14 protein-coding genes are annotated in these 18480 nt (G+C 67.9%); 12 read left to right on the top strand and 2 right to left on the bottom strand.

Features of this window, described 5'->3' with window-relative positions:
• Positions 1–5: 5 nt before the first annotated feature.
• From ACEN9Q_RS09635 to ACEN9Q_RS09580, 12 genes are all read left to right on the top strand, one after another.
• Positions 6–440, top strand: coding sequence for a DUF4124 domain-containing protein (locus ACEN9Q_RS09635; protein ID WP_495628217.1), 435 nt, complete (start codon positions 6–8; stop codon positions 438–440).
• On the top strand, positions 428–3001 hold the full coding sequence (locus ACEN9Q_RS09630; protein ID WP_495628216.1) for an FtsX-like permease family protein: 2574 nt from the start codon (positions 428–430) through the stop codon (positions 2999–3001). Before ACEN9Q_RS09635 ends, ACEN9Q_RS09630 begins: the two co-directional genes overlap by 13 nt.
• Entirely contained in the window at positions 3001–4071 is a 1071-nt protein-coding gene (locus tag ACEN9Q_RS09625) for a lipocalin-like domain-containing protein (protein WP_495628215.1), read from the top strand. The genes ACEN9Q_RS09630 and ACEN9Q_RS09625 overlap by 1 nt, the downstream gene beginning before the upstream one ends.
• Positions 4072–4112: 41 nt before the next feature.
• Positions 4113–5945: an ABC transporter transmembrane domain-containing protein gene (locus tag ACEN9Q_RS09620; protein ID WP_495628214.1), complete on the top strand. Its 1833-nt coding sequence runs from the start codon at positions 4113–4115 to the stop codon at positions 5943–5945.
• A gap of 157 nt (positions 5946–6102) precedes the next feature.
• The gene (locus ACEN9Q_RS09615) at positions 6103–8115 is read left to right on the top strand and encodes a methyl-accepting chemotaxis protein (protein ID WP_495628213.1); all 2013 of its coding nucleotides are present in this window, start codon (positions 6103–6105) and stop codon (positions 8113–8115) included.
• A gap of 94 nt (positions 8116–8209) precedes the next feature.
• A complete protein-coding gene (locus ACEN9Q_RS09610) occupies positions 8210–9301 on the top strand; it encodes a threonine aldolase family protein (protein WP_495628212.1) in 1092 nt (363 codons plus the stop codon).
• A gap of 74 nt (positions 9302–9375) precedes the next feature.
• Complete coding sequence (thyA, locus tag ACEN9Q_RS09605) at positions 9376–10170, top strand: thymidylate synthase (protein WP_056449460.1); 795 nt, start codon at positions 9376–9378, stop codon at positions 10168–10170.
• Positions 10171–10179: 9 nt separating this feature from the next.
• Positions 10180–10668, top strand: coding sequence for a dihydrofolate reductase (locus ACEN9Q_RS09600; protein ID WP_495628211.1), 489 nt, complete (start codon positions 10180–10182; stop codon positions 10666–10668).
• Positions 10669–10672: 4 nt separating this feature from the next.
• Positions 10673–11284 (top strand): DUF4337 domain-containing protein, encoded by a 612-nt coding sequence (locus ACEN9Q_RS09595; RefSeq protein WP_495628210.1) that lies wholly within the window; start codon positions 10673–10675, stop codon positions 11282–11284.
• 359 nt (positions 11285–11643) lie between these two features.
• Positions 11644–13899, top strand: coding sequence for an arginine/lysine/ornithine decarboxylase (locus tag ACEN9Q_RS09590; protein WP_056449471.1), 2256 nt, complete (start codon positions 11644–11646; stop codon positions 13897–13899).
• Between the two features lie 209 nt (positions 13900–14108).
• Complete coding sequence (locus ACEN9Q_RS09585; protein WP_495628209.1) at positions 14109–16328, top strand: patatin-like phospholipase family protein; 2220 nt, start codon at positions 14109–14111, stop codon at positions 16326–16328.
• Positions 16329–16353: 25 nt separating this feature from the next.
• A complete protein-coding gene (locus tag ACEN9Q_RS09580) occupies positions 16354–16872 on the top strand; it encodes a hypothetical protein (RefSeq protein ID WP_495628208.1) in 519 nt (172 codons plus the stop codon).
• A 56-nt stretch (positions 16873–16928) separates the two neighbouring features.
• Here ACEN9Q_RS09580 and dcd read toward each other — a convergent pair whose 3' ends face one another.
• Both dcd and ACEN9Q_RS09570 read right to left on the bottom strand, forming a co-directional pair.
• Positions 16929–17495 carry a dCTP deaminase gene (gene dcd / locus ACEN9Q_RS09575; protein WP_056449481.1) on the bottom strand — a complete coding sequence of 189 codons (567 nt, stop codon included), beginning with the start codon at positions 17493–17495 and terminating at the stop codon, positions 16929–16931.
• Between the two features lie 66 nt (positions 17496–17561).
• Entirely contained in the window at positions 17562–18395 is an 834-nt protein-coding gene (locus tag ACEN9Q_RS09570; RefSeq protein ID WP_056449517.1) for an alpha/beta fold hydrolase, read from the bottom strand.
• Positions 18396–18480: the final 85 nt, after the last annotated feature.

The raw sequence follows: 18480 nt of genomic DNA, 5'->3' as shown, positions 1-18480 counted from the left end.
TCGTCATGATGCGTTTGTTCCCCCTGCTGGCAGCCGGCGTCCTGTCCGGCGCCCTCGCCCAACCCGTCTACAAGTGCACGCACGACGGCAGGACGACCTATGCCGACCGCCCTTGCGCGCAAGGCAGATCCGTCGAACTGCCGGCGCCCGCCGGCATCCGCCCCGAAGGCGCGGAGACGGTCGCCACGCGCGATGCGCGCACGCTCGTCGAGCTGGAAAAGCTGCGCCTCGCGCGCGAACGGGAACAGCGGCGCAGCGACAAGGCGGACGCGCGCACGGCCCGCGCCGCGGCCGCGCACCGCAAGCAATGCGCACGCGTGCACCTGCGCCGGCAATGGGCCGAAGAAGACGCCGCGCGCCTGACGGGCCGCGGGCGCGTGGCGGCGCAACGCCGGGCGCAGCGCGCACGCGAGGCGCTGGCGGTGGAATGTCCGGCGTGACGTCCGGCATGATGTCCGGCATGAACACGCTGGCGCGCTGGCTGCTGTTCGGCGAATGGCGCGCGCATCCGATGCGCGCCGTGCTGGCCGTCGTCGCCATCGCCGTCGGCGTGGCGATGGGTTTTGCGATCCACCTGATCAACACGGCCGCGTTCAACGAATTCAACGCGGCCGTGCACAGCCTGTCCGGCCAGGCCGACGTCCAGGTGACGGGCCGCGAAGCCCTGTTCGACGAAGACATCTATCCGCGCCTCGCCACGCATGAAGGCGTCGCGCTCGCGTCGCCCGTGCTGGAGGTGGACGCGGCGCGCTCGGACGGCCAGGGTGCGCTCAAGATCGTGGGTCTCGACGCCTTCCGCGCGGGCTACATCGCGCCCGACCTGATGGGCGTGCCGGATGCCGCGCACCCCTACGACGTGCTGGCCGACGACGCCGTGTTCCTGTCCCCGGCCGCGCAGGCGTGGCTGGGCAAGACTCGCGGCGACACCATCGCCGTGCGCGCCGGCACGCACGACCTGCATCTGCGCGTGGCGGGCCCCATCCTGCGCGCGCGCAGCGGCCAGCGCCTCGGCGTGATGGACATCGGCGCGCTGCAGTGGCGTTTCCATCTCACCGGCAAACTGTCGCGGATCGACCTGAAACTGCGCGACGGCGTCGACCGCGCCGCGTTCGAACGGGCGCTGGCGGCGGAGCTCCAGCGCGATTATCCGGGCCGCTTCACGGTCGGCCGGCCGGGCGACGCCAACCAGGAAAGCCGCAGCAATAACCTCAGCCGCGCCTACCGTGTGAACCTGACCGTGCTTGCGCTCGTCGCGTTGTTTACCGGCGCGTTCCTCGTGTTTTCCACGCAGGCCCTGTCCGTGCTGCGCCGGCGCGGCCAGTTCGCGCTGCTGCGCGTGCTCGGGCTGGAACGGCGCGCGCTGCTGCGCCAGGTGCTGCTGGAAGGTGCGATCCTGGGCGTGCTCGGCGCCCTGCTCGGTATCGCGGCCGGCTATGGTCTCGCGGCGGCCGCGCTGGCGCTGTTCGGCGGCGATCTCGGCGCCGGCTACTTCCCCGGCGTGAAGCCGCGCGTGCAATTCGCGCCCGGCGCCGCCCTCGTCTACTTCGGCCTGGGCCTGGGCGTCGCCCTGCTCGGCTGCGCTGCCCCGGCACTCGAGGCAGCGCGCGCCCGGCCCGCCATCGCGCTCAAATCCGGCACCGACGAAACGGCGCTGGAACGCCTGAACCGGGTCTGGCCGTCGCTCGTCTGCCTGCTGGCGGCCGGCGCCTGCGCGTTCGCGCCGCCCGTGTTCGGGCTGCCGCTGTTCGGCTACTTTGCCGTCGCCCTGCTGCTCGTGGGCGGCATAGGCCTGATGCCGCGGCTGGCCGCATCCGCGTTCCGCCTGCTCGACCGCCTGCTGCGCCGCCGGGAAGACCATTCGCCCGTGCTGGCGCTGACGCTGGCACGCCTCGCCAACGCGCCGGGCCAGGCGTCGATCGCGCTCGGCGGCGTGCTGGCGAGCTTCAGCCTGATGGTCGCGATGGGCATCATGGTCGCCAGCTTCCGCGTCTCGGTCGACGACTGGATCCTGCACATCCTGCCGGCCGACCTGTACGTGCGCAGCAGCAGCGGCGGCAACACGGGCGGGTTCGGCCCGCAGGAACAGGCCGCGCTGGTCGCCGTGCCGGGCGTCGCACGCAGCGCGTTCCTGCGCACCCGGCCCCTGTCGCTCGATCCGGCGCGCCCGAACATCGTGCTCGTGGCGCGCGACATCGATGCGCGGGACCCCGGCCGCATGCTCGCCCTCGTCGGCGACGCGGCGCCGGTACCGGCCGGCCGCCGCCCCGTATGGATCTCGGAAGCGATGACGGACCTGTACCGGCTGAAGGTCGGGCAGACCCTGACGCTGCCGCTGGGCGGCCGCCCGCAACCGTTCTTCATCGCCGGCGTCTGGCGCGACTATGCCAGCCAGACCGGGGCCGCCGTCGTGCGCCTGGCCGACTACCGCGCGCTGACGGGCGATGCGACGGTCACGGACGCCGCCCTGTGGGCCGCGCCCGGCGCGGACACCGCACGGATCGAGGCCGCGCTGCGCCGCCTGCCGTTCGGCGCCGCCCTGCAGATGGCGCGTCCCGGCGACATCCGCGCCATGAGCCTCAAGATCTTCGACCGCAGCTTCGCCGTCACGTACCTGCTGGAAGCGATCGCCATCGCCATCGGCCTGTCCGGCGTGGCGGCCACGTTCTCCGCGCAGACGCTGGCGCGCGCGAAGGAATTCGGCATGCTGCGCCATGTGGGCGTCACGCGGCGCCAGGTGCTGGGCATCCTCGCCGTCGAAGGCGGCGCGCTGACCGCGCTGGGCGTGCTGACCGGGTTCGTGCTGGGCCTCGTCATCAGCCTGATCCTCGTCTACGTCGTCAATCCGCAATCGTTCCACTGGACGATGCAGTTGCACCTGCCGTGGCCCCTGCTCGGCAGCGTGGCCGCCGTGCTGGTGGCGGCATCCGTCGCGACGGCGCTGGTGTCGGGCCGCTACGCGCTGTCCGGCGGGCCGGTGCGCGCCGTGCGGGAGGACTGGTGATGACGGTGCTGCGCATCCTGCTCGTGTGGCTTCTCGCGGCGGCCTGCGCGCACGCCGCGCCGCCCGTCTTCGCGACCGTCACGCCGGGGCGGGCCCTGACGTTCCCGGCCGACTACGGCGCGCATCCGGACTACCGCACGGAATGGTGGTACGCGACCGGATGGCTGCGGACGCCCGACGGCAAGCCGCTCGGCTTCCAGGTCACGTTCTTCCGCAGCCGCACCGAGACCGATCCCGCCAACCCGAGCGCGTTCGCGCCGAAGCAGCTGATCATCGGCCATGCTGCGCTGTCCGATCCGGCGCTCGGCCACCTCGTGCACGACCAGCGCAGCGCCCGCGCCGGCTTCGGCCTGGCCTATGCCGATACCGGCACGACGGATATCAAACTGGACGACTGGAGCATGCGCCGCGAGCCCGACGGCCGTTACCGCGTCGTCGTGCGCGCGGGCGAACTGTCGTTCACGCTGCGCCTCGCGCCCACGCAACCCATGCTGCTGCAGGGCGACGCCGGCTATTCGCAAAAAGGGCGGCAGCCCGGCCACGCCAGTTATTACTACAGCGAGCCGCACCTGCAGGTGGACGGCGAAATCGTCCGCGCCGGCCGCAAACAGGCCGTGACGGGCAGCGCCTGGCTCGACCACGAATGGTCCAGCCAGGTGCTGGACGCGAACGCCGCGGGGTGGGACTGGACCGGCATCAACCTGGACGACGGCGGCGCCCTCATGGCCTTCCGGATCCGCGCCAGGGATGGGAGTACACTGTGGGCCCACGCGACCTGGCGCGACGCCGGCTCGCGCGTGACGCAGTACGGGCCCGACCAGGTGCGCTTCGCCCCTGAGCGGACCTGGACCTCGCCCCGCACGAACGCCGCCTACCCGGTGGCGACCCTGCTGACGACGGGCGCGACGCAGTGGCGCATCGAGCCCCTGCTGCCGGACCAGGAACTCGATTCGCGCCGCTCGACCGGGTCCGTGTACTGGGAAGGCGCCGTGACCGTGCGGCGCGACGGCCGGCCCGCCGGACGCGGCTACCTCGAACTGACGGGTTATGTATCGGCCATGAAGCTATGAACACGCAAGCATCCGCAACACCACGAACAACGAATGACGACATGAGCAACGGTTCCACCACCGACACCCGATCCAACCCGGCCACGCCGGCCGCGCCGCGCAAGGGCGCCCTCGCCGCCCTCAAAGGCCTGCTGCCCTTCCTGCGGCCGTACCGCCGCCAGTTCCTCCTTGCCGGCATCGCCCTGCTGGTCGCGGCCACCGCCACGCTCGCGATCCCGTATGCGTTCAAGCAGATGATCGACCACGGCTTCGGCGCCAGGGGAGGCGCCGCGAGCGCCGCCAGCGTCAACAGCACCTTCCTCGCGCTGTTCGGCGTGGCCGCCGTGCTCGCGGTCGCGACGGCCGCCAGGTTCTACATGGTCTCGTGGCTGGGCGAGCGCGTGACGACCGACATCCGCAGCGCCGTCTACCGCCACGTCGTCGAGCAAAGCCCGGCATTCTTCGAGACCACGCGCAGCGGCGAAGTCCTGTCGCGCCTGACCACGGACACGACCCTCATCCAGAGCGTCGTCGGCACCAGCATCTCGCTCGCGCTGCGCAACACACTGCTGTTCGCGGGCGGCCTCGCGATGCTGTTCGTGACGAGCGTGAAGCTGACGTCGATCATCCTCGGCCTGCTGGTGCTGGTCGTCGTGCCGATCGTGCTGTACGGCCGGCGCGTGCGCAAGCTGTCGCGCGATTCGCAGGACCGCATCGCGGACGCGTCGGCGCTGGCCGGCGAGATCCTCAACGCCATGCCGACCGTGCAGGCGTTCACCCACGAAAAGATCGAGGCCCGGCGCTTCGGTGCGTCCGTCGAGGACGCATTCGCGACCGCGATGCGGCGCATCCGCGCGCGCGCCATCCTCACGATGCTCGCGATCGCGCTCATATTCGGCGCCATCGTGTTCGTACTGTGGCTGGGCGCGCACGCCGTGCTGGAAGGGACCATGACGGGCGGCGACCTCGGCCAGTTCATCCTGTACGCGTCCATCGTGTCCGGCGCGATCGGCGCGCTGTCCGAGGTGATGGGCGAGGCCCAGCGCGCGGCCGGCGCCACCGAACGCCTGCTGGAACTGCTGGCCGTCAGCTCCGACATCCGCAACCCGGCGCACCCCACGCCGCTGCCCGCGCGCACGGCCGGCGGCGCTTCCCTGAACCTCGCGAACGTGCAGTTCTCCTACCCGTCGCGCCCGGACACGGCCGCGCTGGACCACGTCAGCCTCGACGTCAAGCCCGGCGAAACGGTGGCCGTCGTCGGCCCGTCCGGCGCCGGCAAGACGACGCTGTTCCAGCTGCTGCTGCGCTTCTACGACCCGCAGGCAGGCAGCATCCGCCTCGACGGCGTCGACATCCGCGACCTCGACCTGCACGTGCTGCGCGACGCCATCGGCATCGTCCCGCAAGACACTGTGATCTTCTCGGCCAACGCGCTGGAAAACATCCGCTACGGCCGCGCCGGCGCGACGGACGCCGAAGTCATCGCCGCGGCGAAGCTGGCGGCCGCGCACGAATTCATCGAGCGCCTGCCCCAAGGCTACGAATCGTACCTGGGCGAGCGCGGCGTGCGGCTGTCCGGCGGCCAGCGCCAGCGCATCGCGATCGCGCGCGCGCTGCTCAAGAATCCACCGCTGCTGCTGCTGGACGAAGCGACCAGCGCCCTCGACGCGGAATCAGAACGCCTCGTGCAGCGCGCGCTGGAAGCGGCGATGGTGGGCCGCACGACGCTGATCATCGCGCACCGCCTGGCCACCGTGCAGCGCGCGGACCGCATCATCGTGATGGAGGACGGCCGCATCGTCGAGACGGGGACGCACGCGTCGCTCGTGGCGCTCGGCGGCATTTACGCGAACCTGGCGGCTTTGCAGTTCCATAACGTGCACGTCGAGCATTGAGTTGGCGGCATGACAAGGCCCGGGGTGGTTTCACGGTAAATCGTTCCATTCCGGCAAAAATTTGTTGCACGAACACATCGGAAGGACGACACACTTTTGTTGCCTTGGGGATAGTTGGCGTACGATAGCGCAACGTCACATCTCCCCAAAGCCTCCCATGAACAAGAAATCGTTCAGTGTCGCGAACTGGACCGTCGGCTCCAAGATCACGGCCTTCACGTTCGCGCTCGTCGGCGTCATCCTCGCCGGCCTCGTCTTCACCATCACCTGGACGACGTCCTCGATGCTGCACGCGCGTGCCATCGCCAACGTCGAGTCCGAACTGCAGAGCGTCGTCAACGCCGTCGAGATGTTCGACAACGTCATGAAGAGCCAGGCCGTCGGCTACGGCCGCATCTTCGCCTCGCAGTTCGCCGGCGAGTTCGCGCGCGACGACAGCAAGATGGTCGCGGTCGGCGACCGGCAGGTGCCGACGCTGAGCGTCGCCGGCAAGCCGCTGAATCTCGACTTCACGCTGCCCGACGCCTTCACGCGCCAGACCGGCGGCAACGCCTCGGTGTTCGTCGTCAGCGGCGACGACTACGTGCGCGTCACCACCTCGGTGAAAAAGGAAAACGGCGACCGCGCCGTCGGCACGATCCTCGACCACGCGAGCCCCGCGTATGCCGCGATCCGCGCCGGCAAGGCGTACGTCGGCATGGTCAAGCTGTTCGGCAAGCCGTTCATCACCGACTATGAACCGATCCGCGACGCATCGGGCACGGTGATCGGCATCCTCTACATCGGCCTCGACGTCGAGGCCAACATCAACGCGCTGCGCGCACGCATCAAGAAGAAGAAGGTCGGCGACACCGGCTATTACTTCGTGCTCGACGCAACGAAGGGCAAGACCTACGGCGACCTGATCGTCCACCCCGTCAAGGAAGGCAAGAACATCCTGGGCAGCCGCGACGCCAGCGGCCGCGAATTCATCAAGGAGATGCTCGAGACGCAGCACGGCCTCATGACCTACCCGTGGCAGAACGCGGAAGCCGACGAAACGGCGCCGCGCATGAAGGTGGCCGCGTACACGCTGTTCAAGGACTGGAACTGGCTGATCGCCGGCGGCACGTACGAGGACGAGATCACGAAGGAAGCGGCGCGCCTGCGCAACCGCTACATCGGCATCGGCCTCGCCGCGCTGGCCATCTTCGCCACCATCCTGCACTTCGTGATGACCCGCACCGTCACCCGGCCGCTGGTGCGGGCGCGCGACGCCGCCGTGCGCATCGCCGAGGGCGACCTGAGCGTGCGCATGGACGTCGACCGCAATGACGAAATCGGCCTGCTGGCCGAAGCGATGAACAATATCAGCAGCAGCCTGTCGGCGGTCGTGGGCCAGGTGCGCAGCGGCGCCGAGCAGATCGCGGGCGCGTCCGGCGAAATCTCGACCGGCAACCTGGACCTGTGCGCGCGCACCGAGCAACAGGCCGCCAACCTGGCCTCGACCGCCAACTCGATGCAGGACCTGACGGCGACCGTGCGCCGCAACGCGGGCGACACCCACGAAGCGAACCAGCTGGCCGTGAACACCTCGATGGTCGCGCAGGAAGGCGGCCGCATGGTGCACCAGGTGATCGACACGATGAACACGATCAAGGCGTCGTCCGGCAAGATCGGCGACATCATCGGCGTCATCGACGGCATCGCGTTCCAGACCAATATCCTCGCGCTCAACGCGGCCGTCGAAGCGGCCCGCGCCGGCGAGCAGGGCCGCGGCTTCGCCGTCGTGGCGACCGAGGTGCGCAACCTCGCCCAGCGCAGCGCCGCGGCGGCGAAGGAGATCAAGGGCCTGATCGTCGCGTCGACGGCGGAAGTCGACGCCGGCAGCCGCATCGTGCAGGAAGCGGGCGTCACGATGACCGAGGTGCTGGCCAGCGCCGAAAAGGTCACGGCCATCATGGCCCGCATCAGCACCGCGAACGCGGAACAGAGCACCGGCATCGAGCACATCAACCGCTCGATCGGCGCGATGGACCAGGTCACCCAGCAGAACGCGGCCCTCGTCGAGGAAGCCAGCGCCGCCGCCCAGGCCATGCAGGAACAGGCCGACCAGCTGGCGCGCGCCGTGCGCCTGTTCAAGCTGGACCAGCAGCCGGCCGCGTCCCGCCCCGCGCTCGCGCAGTACTGACCGGACAATGCCGTGGGCGCGACCGCCGGCCGCGCCCTTCCGCGCCGGTCCGCTTGGGTGTAGAGTAGCGCGGTCCGCTACCCTGGAGCCCCGATTGACCGATACCGACCTGCTCGCCCGCTGCACCACCGTCATTCCCGGCCACCGCGCCCGCACCCCGGCGGAGATGTTCGCCGCGATGGCCGCCTGGTGCGAAGCCAACGGCGTCGCCCACGACACGTATGGCGACGGCACCCTGATCCAGGGCTTCGAGCGGCGCGTGGCCGAACTGCTCGGCTTCGAGGCCGCCGTGTTCTGCATCAGCGGCACACTGGCCCAGGTGACCACCTTGCGCCTCGCCGCGGACGCGCGGGGCCGCGCCCCGGTGGCGCTGCATCCGACCGCGCACATCTTCGTCCACGAGCGTTCCAATTATCAGCTGCTGGGGCATTTCGACGCCCTGCGCGTCGGCGACCCGTACCGCCCCTGGGCCGCGGCGGACATCGTCAACCTGCCCGACCGCCTGTCCGCCGTCGCGCTCGAAATTCCCATGCGCGAAATCGGCGGCCAGCTGTCGGGCTGGGACGACCTGCAGGCCATCAAGGCGCACTGCCGCGCGCACGGCATCCACCTGCACATGGACGGCGCGCGCCTGTGGGAAGCGGCGGCGGGCTACGGCCGCCCGGTGGCCGAGATCGCGGCCGGCTTCGACACCGTCTACACCTCGCTGTACAAGGGCATCGGCGGCCTCGGTGGCGCCATGCTGGCCGGCAGCCGCGCCTTCGTGGCGCAGGCGGCCGAATGGTTCAAGCGCCAGGGCGGCAACGTCATCCACCGCTCCCCGTACGTGGTGGCGGCCGCGATGCAGTTCGAGCAGCGGCTGGCCGCCATGCCGGCATGCTTCGCGCGGACCGAATTCCTGTACGACGTGCTGCGCGACCACCCGGTGCTGCGCGTGAACCCGGCCCGGCCGCAAGCGAACATGCTGCACGTGCACCTGCCCGTGAGCCGCGACCGCGCGCTGGAGATCCGCCGCGAACTGGCGCGCGACCACGGCATCTGGCCGTTCAATCGCGTGAACCACGGCGTGCTGCCGGACACCTCGTTCTTCGAAGTCTATGTGGGCGACAACCTGCTGGACACGCCGGACGGCCGCGTGCGCGAAGCCGTCGCGCTGCTGGCGGCCGCGGTGGAGCGCAGCGTGTAAGCATCGTCATGCGGCGCGGCGCCGCTATCGGTTAAAATGCGCGGGTTTTCAATCTTTCATTGCGAGCCACACCGATGCGTCAATATCTCGACCTGATGCGCCATGTGCTGGACCATGGCACGGTCAAAACCGACCGCACCGGCACCGGCACCCGCTCCGTGTTCGGCCACCAGATGCGCTTCGACCTGCAGGACGGATTCCCGCTGGTGACCACCAAGAAGCTGCACCTGAAGTCGATCATCCATGAACTGATCTGGTTCCTGGCCGGCTCCACCAACATCGCGTACCTGAAGGACAACGGCGTCTCGATCTGGGACGAATGGGCGGACGCGAACGGCGAGCTCGGTCCCATCTACGGCTACCAGTGGCGCAGCTGGCCGACGCCGTCGGGCGGCCACGTCGACCAGATCAGCCAGGTGCTGGACCAGATCAGGAATAATCCGGACTCGCGCCGCATGATCGTCTCGGCCTGGAACGTGGCCGACATCCCGCAGATGAAGCTGCCGCCGTGCCACGCGCTGTTCCAGTTCTACGTCGCCGACGGCAAGCTCTCGTGCCAGCTGTACCAGCGCAGCGCCGACATCTTCCTCGGCGTCCCGTTCAACATCGCGTCGTACGCGCTGCTCACGCACATGATGGCCCAGCAGGCGGGCCTGGACGTCGGCGATTTCGTCTGGACCGGCGGCGACTGCCACCTGTACTCGAACCACATGGAGCAGGTCGAACTCCAGCTGTCGCGCGCCGAGCGCCCGCTGCCGCAGCTGGTCATCCGCCGCAAGCCCGACTCGCTGTTCGACTACAAGTTCGACGACTTCGAGATCACCGGCTACGATCCGCATCCCGCCATCAAGGCGCCCGTCGCCGTCTGAGGAGGTTTCATGGCCAACCACCTGTCCATCGTCGTCGCCATGGATGCCAGGCGCGGCATCGGCATCGACAACAAGCTGCCGTGGCACCTGCCCGAGGACCTCGCGCACTTCAAGCGCGTGACCCTCGGCCATCCGATCATCATGGGCCGCAAGACGTTCGAATCGATCGGCCGTCCGCTGCCGGGACGGCGCAACATCGTCGTCACGCGCAACCGCGACTGGCGCCACGACGGCGTGGAGACGGCGGGCTCGCTCGAGGAAGCCGTCGCCCTGGTCGGCGGCGAGTCGGCCAGCATCATCGGCGGCGCCCAGATCTTCGCCGAGGCGATGCGCGTGGCCGACCGGCTGATCGTCACGCACATCGACAAGGCCTACCGCTGCGACACGTTCTTCCCCGAGATCGACGGCGGCGCATGGACGGCCGTGTCGAACGAGCCCCTGCATTCGCCGACGGCGGACGTCGATTACGCCATCGTCACCTACGACAAGGTCGAGTAATACCATGTCCGAACACGGCTTTCATGTCCATGGACCGCACGACCACGCGGTCGAACACGCCGCGCAGCACGGCAGCGACAGCTTCTCGAACAACATCGCGGTGATGACGGCCATCCTGGCCACCGCCGGCGCGGTGTTCGGCTACCTGGGCGGCGACACCCAGACCGACGCGGCGCTGTACAAGAACAACGCGGCCATCGCCAAGACGGCGGCCGCCGACGCGTGGAACTACTACCAGGCCAAGTCGATCAAGCAGAACATCGCCGAAATGGCGGCCTCGCTGCCGGGCGCGGACGCGGCAAGATTCAAGGCCCAGGCGGCCCGCTACGACCTCGACAAGGCCGGCAACCGCAAGGAAGCCGAAAAGCTCGACAAGCAGTCGGACGCGTGGAACGAGAAGTCCGAACACGCGCTGCACACCCACCACCAGTGGGCCCTCGCGACGACGGCGGAACAGATCGCGATCTCGCTGGCCGCGATCACCCTGCTCACGCGCCGGCGCTGGCTGCTGTCGGTGACCTACGTCGTGGCCGTCGTCGGCTTCGCACTCGGGGCATTCGCGTGGCTGCACGTCGATCCGCTCGGTGCGCTGTTCACCTCGGCAGCCTCGCATTGACGTCGCGCGCGGGCTCGGGGAGCCCTCCCTACGCAGTTTCGCGGTTCGACACCGGTCGCGCTATCGCATTGCCGTAGGGTGGGCACCCCGTGCCCACCAACACGTCGCAACGACGCGGCTTCATGGCGGGCTCGGGGAGCCCGCCCTACCTGGTTGCGGCGCTTCGACATCGTGCCCCGTCATCGTCGTCAAACAAGAGTGCGCCACAATCTCGCCCGTGTAGATAACCTATTAAAAATTTTTGCACGGGACCACGCAATTTCTGCGAAAATCCGCTTCTTCATTTTTCCGGTGCCGTGCCCGGCCGCCTTCCACTTCCGGATGGGCGGCGCGCACGGCGCTTCGCTTTGGAGCTGTCCATGAAATTTCGTTTCCCAATCGTCATCATTGACGAGGATTTCCGTTCCGAGAACACGTCCGGTCTCGGCATTCGCGCACTGGCCGCGGCGATGGAAAAAGAAGGCATGGAAGTGCTGGGCCTGACCAGCTATGGCGACCTCTCGCAGTTCGCCCAGCAGCAGTCGCGCGCCTCGGCCTTCGTGCTGTCGATCGACGACGAGGAATTCGGCGGCGGCACCATCGAGGAAACCAACTTCGCCCTGTCGGGCCTGCGCGCCTTCGTGCAGGAGATCCGCCACAAGAACTCGGACATCCCGATCTACATCTACGGCGAAACCCGCACGAGCCGCCACATCCCGAACGACATCCTGAAGGAGCTGCACGGCTTCATCCACATGTTCGAGGACACGCCGGAATTCGTCGCGCGCCACATCATCCGCGAAGCGAAGGCCTACCTGGACAGCCTGGCGCCGCCGTTCTTCCGCGCGCTGGTCCACTACGCGAACGACGGCTCGTACTCGTGGCACTGCCCCGGCCACTCGGGCGGCGTGGCGTTCCTGAAGTCGCCGATCGGCCAGATGTTCCACCAGTTCTTCGGCGAGAACATGCTGCGCGCCGACGTCTGCAACGCCGTCGAGGAACTGGGCCAGCTGCTCGACCACACCGGCCCCGTCGCCAAATCCGAGCGCAACGCCGCGCGCATCTACAACGCCGACCACTGCTACTTCGTCACCAACGGCACGTCGACGTCGAACAAGATGGTGTGGCATTCGACCGTGGCGCCGGGCGACATCGTCGTCGTCGACCGCAACTGCCACAAGTCGATCCTGCACTCGATCATCATGTGCGGCGCGATCCCCGTGTTCCTGATGCCGACCCGGAACAACCTCGGCATCATCGGCCCGATCCCGCTGGCCGAGTTCTCGCCGGAGTCGATCCGCAAGAAGATCGAGGCGAATCCGTTCGCGCGCGAGGCCAAGAACAAGAAGCCGCGCATCATGACGATCACGCAGTCGACCTACGACGGCGTCGTCTACAACGTCGAGACGCTGCGCGAACTGCTGGACGGCGAGATCGACACGCTGCACTTCGACGAAGCCTGGCTGCCGCACGCCACGTTCCACGATTTCTACCGCAACATGCACGCGATCGGGCGCGACCGCCCGCGCGCGAAACAGTCGATGATCTTCTCGACGCAGTCCACGCACAAGCTGCTGGCCGGCCTGTCGCAGGCGTCGCAGGTGCTCGTGCGCGAGTCCGAGACCGTCGCGCTCGACCAGGACGCGTTCAACGAAGCCTACCTGATGCACACGTCGACGTCGCCGCAGTATTCGATCATCGCCTCGTGCGACGTCGCCGCCGCGATGATGGAAGCGCCGGGCGGCACGGCCCTCGTCGAGGAATCGATCTTCGAGGCGCTGGACTTCCGCCGCGCGATGCAGAAGGTCGACCAGGACTACGGCGACGACTGGTGGTTCAAGGTCTGGGGTCCGCAGGACTTCAGCGCCGAAGGCATCGGCACGCAGGCCGACTGGATGATCCACGCCGACGACGACTGGCACGGCTTCGGCAACCTGGCCGAAGGCTTCAACATGCTCGACCCGATCAAGGCCACGGTCGTCACGCCCGGCCTGTCGCTGGACGGCTCGTTCGGCGACTCGGGCATCCCGGCGTCGATCGTCACCAAATACCTCGCCGAGCACGGCGTGATCATCGAGAAGTGCGGCCTGTACTCGTTCTTCATCATGTTCACGATCGGCATCACGAAAGGCCGCTGGAACACGCTCGTCACCGCCCTGCAGCAGTTCAAGGACGACTACGACCGCAACCAGCCGATGTGGCGCATCATGCCGGAGTTCACGGCCGCGAACCCGCGCTACGAATCGTGGGGCCTGCGCGACCTGTGCCAGCAGATCCACGACTTCTACAAGTCGCGCGACGTCGCCCGCCTGACGACCGAGATGTACCTGTCGGACATGATCCCGGCGATGAAGCCGTCGGACGCCTTCGCGAAAATGGCGCACCGCGAGATCGAGCGCGTGGCCATCGAGGACCTGGAAGGCCGCATCACGGCGATCCTGCTGACGCCTTATCCGCCGGGCATTCCCCTGCTGATTCCGGGCGAGCGCTTCAACAAGACCATCGTCGATTACCTGCGCTTCGCGCGCGATTTCAACGAACGCTTCCCGGGCTTCGAGACCGACGTGCATGGCCTCGTCAAGCGCGAGGTCGATGGCAAGCTGGGATACTTCGTGGATTGCGTCAGGCAGGATTGAACCGTTCCCGCGCACCACACCGAGAGGGGCCGAGGCCCCTCTTTTTTTTTGGCGGTAGCCGCTCCACGCGCGTGAACCGAATGGGCCTGCAGAGGTCATACGTAGCGCCGAACCATCGTCCGGGAGACGCTGATCCGATCGATCTAATTTCTGGACAATAGCGCTATGACAATGGCAATATATTATCCATCCGACAATGGAGACGATATATGGCAGCTGCATTGCAGAACGATCCGGGACCGGCGGCCGCGGGGCAATCGGCGGCGCCGACCGGCTGGCCCGCGGCAATCCACGAAACCGTCTTGCCGCTGTTGTTTGCCGTCGCCGCGATCGTCGTCTTCGTCCGGATCGACCAGGCGCGCGAAGCACTGTTCGGCACCATCGGGCCGGTGCCGCATTCGTTCAACCGCATGCCGAAGCCGTACGACCAGTACATCGGGACACAGTTCTTCGCACTCGCCGCGGCGATGGCATTCATCGGCGTGGGCGTCTGGTACACGGCGCGCCTGCTGCTGACCGTCGAACGGGACAAACGCCATGGCGCGGCGGGAGCGGTGCCGTCGCGCGTCATCGAAATGTACCCGCGCCTGATCGGCGCCCTCACGCCGGCCGTGTTGATCATCGCACTCGTCATCGTCCAGGAAAGCCGGCGGACCGATCACCGCTTCGGCGTGCTGATCGCGCTGCTTGCGTGCCTGACGCCCCTGTGCGCAGTCCTGTACGCCATTCACAGGAACGCGCGCGAATGGCCGCTGGCCGTCGCCCTGCTGGTTGGCGGCGCGGTCCCATGGTTTCTCATCATTGCCGCCAGCCCGACCATCTATGACTGGCAGGTCATCGGCGCGCTGTCCATCCTGTGCTACCTGCCGGCCGCGCTGTATTTCCTCTTCACGGTACGCCGCCCGCTCCTGCGCAAGGTGGCGAAGTCGACACGCAGCGCGGACGCCAACCTGACCTTCAGCCTCGACGAGGCACTCGTCCGGCTGCTGGGCATGGGCATCGGCGGCGCCCTGCTGCTGCTGGCGCTGTCGTACGGTCCGCCGGCCGCCGCCCGGGCACTCGGCTCCGCGGCGATCGTCCTGATCTCGCTCACCGCCGTCCTGTTCACGTTGTGCGCCATCACGCTGGCCCTGCGCCACATCACCCACAACAAGCCCGGATTCCTGCTGATCATTGCGACCGCGGCGGGGGCCATCTATTTGTTCCTCCACGGGACGTTCGGCTGGGCGCCGTTCGAAGAACAGCTCGGGCAGGAACGATTGCCGCAAGCGACTCTCCCGTCCGGGCCCAGAACCCTGCAGGAGCGCCAGGCCACCGACATCGTCGTCAATGCCTATGGCGGCGGCCTGCGCGCCGCGCTCTTTACCGCCGAGGTGCTGGCGGACCTCGATGACCGCTCGTGCGGCGAATTCGGCCGGCGGCTCGACCGGCTGAGCGGCGTATCCGGCGGCAGCCTGGGACTCGCCGTCTACATGCTCCTGCGCCAGGAATTCGTCGCGTCCGGCGGGTGGGGGGCGCACTGCACGCCATCGTCGCTGAACGGGCCGCAGCTCGCGCAGATGGTCGACGACACCCTCGTGCAGGATCACCTGTCGGCCGCCATGGCACGCATGCTGTCGACCGATCTCGTCCCCTACACCACGCCCCAGCGCGGACAGGCCCTGCTGGACAGCTGGCAGGACACGCTGACGTCGGTGCTGGCGGCGCGCGCGGCGGTGCCGGGCCGCAGCGGCATCTCCCTGGCCGGCCTGGCGCTGCCGCTCGGCCGGCTGGACGGCGGCATCGCACCGGCGCCGTCCGTCTTCTTCAACGCCACCGACGTCACCACCGGTGAGCGCGTGTGGTTCTCGAACCGCAGCACCTTTTCCGGCAGGAGCGGATCGCGCAACCTGGACGCGGCTTTCCAGGTCGGGCAGGCCGTCCTCCATAGCGCCCGTTTTCCCTTCGTCTCGCCGGCGGGCGGCATCGCGTTCGGGAAGCAGGCGATGCTGCTGGTCGACGGCGGCTATGCCGACAACAGCGGCGCGGGCACGCTGGCCGATACCGGCATGCCGGGCGCAAACAGGCATTGGCTGAACATCGATGGCAACCCTCCGGACCAACTCTGCGCGGGCACCGATCCCAAGCCCGTGAAGGGCGCCTTTTCCGCGGTCGACGCCCTGTTCGCCGTGCGCGAATCGCAAGCCGCCCTCGCCGTGTGGCGCTATCGTAATTCCGGCATCAAGGACTTCCCGCTCCAGCCGAATCTCGACGACGCGTTCGCAAGTACGATCAAGGACGAGGGCGAGCGCTGCAAATTCATCCAGTCCCTGCACACGGCGCCGCTGGGCTGGTATCTGACGCCGGTCACGGTCGGCGACCAGTCTCTCGCGCGGTTCCGCGCCGTCCGCAAAGCGTGCGACGAACTGCGCCCGCTGTGCGGCGCGTGACGTCTTATCGCCGCCGGGAACGCACATGACCGGGAATCGAACACCGGAGCATGATCCGCAGGCCTGCGACCGGCTGGCCACCACCCAATGCAAGCACGTGGACGTGCACGCGGCCTTGTGGTGGAACGCCGCGGCGCTGCACGTCCGTGCGGGCGAGACCTACGATTTGCGTGCAACGGGCCAGTGGTACGATGCCGCCATCCGTTCGACGGCCGCCGGCTATACCTCGCCCCTGCTGTCGCTCTTCAAATGGGCGCGGCGCGCCCGCGATGCCGACTGGTTCAGCCTCGTCGCGGCCGTGCATCCGTCGGCCGATCTCGGATTGTCGAGGCCAGCGGCGCGCAACTTCGTGACCGGCTGGATCGAAAGCCGGCGCCGGGGCCCGGGACGCCGCGATCGCGAATCGCACCTGACCGATATCGGAGAAGGCAATGTGGTGACGATCGCCCAGGCCAGCTATTTGTACCTGTTTGCGAACGATGCGTTCTTCGCCTATTGCAATAACAAAGGCACGGTCTCGGTATCCATCTCGCGCCTGACCTGAACCAAAAAAGGGAGGCCGCGGCCTCCCTTTTTCAATCGTGCGGTACGTCGACCGGATCAGGCCTTGGGCAACGTCACCCCATGCTGGCCCTGATACTTGCCGCCACGGTCCTTGTACGACGTCTCGCACACCTCGTCGCTCTCGAAGAACAGCACCTGCGCGCAGCCTTCGCCCGCATAGATCTTGGCGGGCAGCGGCGTCGTGTTCGAGAACTCCAGCGTCACATAGCCTTCCCATTCCGGCTCGAACGGCGTGACGTTGACGATGATGCCGCAGCGGGCATACGTCGACTTGCCCAGGCAGACGGTCAGCACGTTGCGCGGGATGCGGAAATATTCGATCGTGCGGGCCAGCGCGAACGAGTTCGGCGGGATGATGCACACGTCGCTCTTCACGTCGACGAACGAATTCGAATCGAAGTTCTTCGGGTCGACGATGGTGCTGTTGATGTTCGTGAACACCTTGAATTCATCGGCGCAGCGGATGTCGTAACCGTACGAGGACGTGCCCCACGAAATGATCTTGCGGCCGTCCGTCTCACGCACCTGTTTCGGCGAGAACGGTTCGATCATGCGGTGTTCGTCCGCCATCCGGCGTATCCATTTGTCGCTCTTGATACTCATCGCTGGGCTTCTTTTCTAAAAAGATTGGGATAACAATCCCGCAATTCTACGCGAAAGCACAGCAGCCTAGGCGAAAAGCGCCGCCGGGCGTCCGGCTTTTTCCTCCGCTTGCGCCAGCAGGCGCGCGATCATCTCGCGCGTCAGCTGCGCCGTGAGCTGCGGCTTTTCCATTGGATACAGGTGCGTGCCCTCGATGGTGACGAAATTGTCGCCGACGAGCCGGCGCGTGCCGTCCAGGCCCGCCTGGCGCAACTCGGCGGAATCGGTGCCCGCGACGAAGCCGACCGGCACCGGGAACGGCCCGCGCAGCGCGCGCTCCATATCGTGCGGCAGCGTGCTGTAGATCGCCGCCTCGACGTCGCGGTCGAAGCGCAGCCGGACGCCGTCCGGATGCGGCGCCAGGCCGTGGTCCAGGTAATCGTCCAGCGCGCCCGGCGCCCAGGCCTGGAAGATCGGCTTGGCGATGAAATGTTCGTAGGCGGCCGCGCGCGACGGCCAGACGTTGCGGCGGCGCCGCGCGATCCCGCCCGGCGACAGCCGTTCGCGCAGCCCCAGCGCCTTCACGAGGCGCCACACGCCCGCGCGCCAGCCCGCGACGACGGGCGAATCCAGCATCACGACGCAGCGCGCCAGGTCCGGACGCCGGTGCGCCGCCAGCATGCTCACCGCGCCGCCCAGCGAATGGCCGACGAGGATCGCAGGCCGGCCATAGGCCTCCAGCTGCGCGATCAGTTCGTCGATCAGCGTGTGCCAGTTGTCGCGCACGGGATAACGGGGATCGTGGCCCAGCATGTCCGTCGTGCGCACGTCGAAATCGCGCCGCAGGTCGTCGAGCAGGCGGCCGTACGATCCCGCCGGATAGCTGTTCCCGTGGGTGAAATGGAGTAATGGGTGGGGCATCGGAAAAGGGATGACGCGGCTGCGCATAGTCGGAACGAGGCCCATTGTAATGTCATTACCTCCCGTGGTTTAGAGGGAAACGCCT

The sequence above is a fragment of the Massilia sp. Masssp93 genome (assembly GCF_059491295.1).
This window is presented reverse-complemented; position numbering and strand designations above follow the sequence as displayed.

Coding starts and splice junctions, on each gene's coding strand:
- ACEN9Q_RS09635 (WP_495628217.1), top strand. CDS start 6: ATGATGCGTTTGTTCCCCCTGCTGGCAGCCGGCGTCCTGTCCGGCGCC.
- ACEN9Q_RS09630 (WP_495628216.1), top strand. CDS start 428: ATGTCCGGCGTGACGTCCGGCATGATGTCCGGCATGAACACGCTGGCG.
- ACEN9Q_RS09625 (WP_495628215.1), top strand. CDS start 3,001: ATGACGGTGCTGCGCATCCTGCTCGTGTGGCTTCTCGCGGCGGCCTGC.
- ACEN9Q_RS09620 (WP_495628214.1), top strand. CDS start 4,113: ATGAGCAACGGTTCCACCACCGACACCCGATCCAACCCGGCCACGCCG.
- ACEN9Q_RS09615 (WP_495628213.1), top strand. CDS start 6,103: ATGAACAAGAAATCGTTCAGTGTCGCGAACTGGACCGTCGGCTCCAAG.
- thyA (WP_056449460.1), top strand. CDS start 9,376: ATGCGTCAATATCTCGACCTGATGCGCCATGTGCTGGACCATGGCACG.
- ACEN9Q_RS09600 (WP_495628211.1), top strand. CDS start 10,180: ATGGCCAACCACCTGTCCATCGTCGTCGCCATGGATGCCAGGCGCGGC.
- ACEN9Q_RS09595 (WP_495628210.1), top strand. CDS start 10,673: ATGTCCGAACACGGCTTTCATGTCCATGGACCGCACGACCACGCGGTC.
- ACEN9Q_RS09590 (WP_056449471.1), top strand. CDS start 11,644: ATGAAATTTCGTTTCCCAATCGTCATCATTGACGAGGATTTCCGTTCC.
- ACEN9Q_RS09585 (WP_495628209.1), top strand. CDS start 14,109: ATGGCAGCTGCATTGCAGAACGATCCGGGACCGGCGGCCGCGGGGCAA.
- ACEN9Q_RS09580 (WP_495628208.1), top strand. CDS start 16,354: ATGACCGGGAATCGAACACCGGAGCATGATCCGCAGGCCTGCGACCGG.
- dcd (WP_056449481.1), bottom strand. CDS start 17,495: ATGAGTATCAAGAGCGACAAATGGATACGCCGGATGGCGGACGAACAC.
- ACEN9Q_RS09570 (WP_056449517.1), bottom strand. CDS start 18,395: ATGCCCCACCCATTACTCCATTTCACCCACGGGAACAGCTATCCGGCG.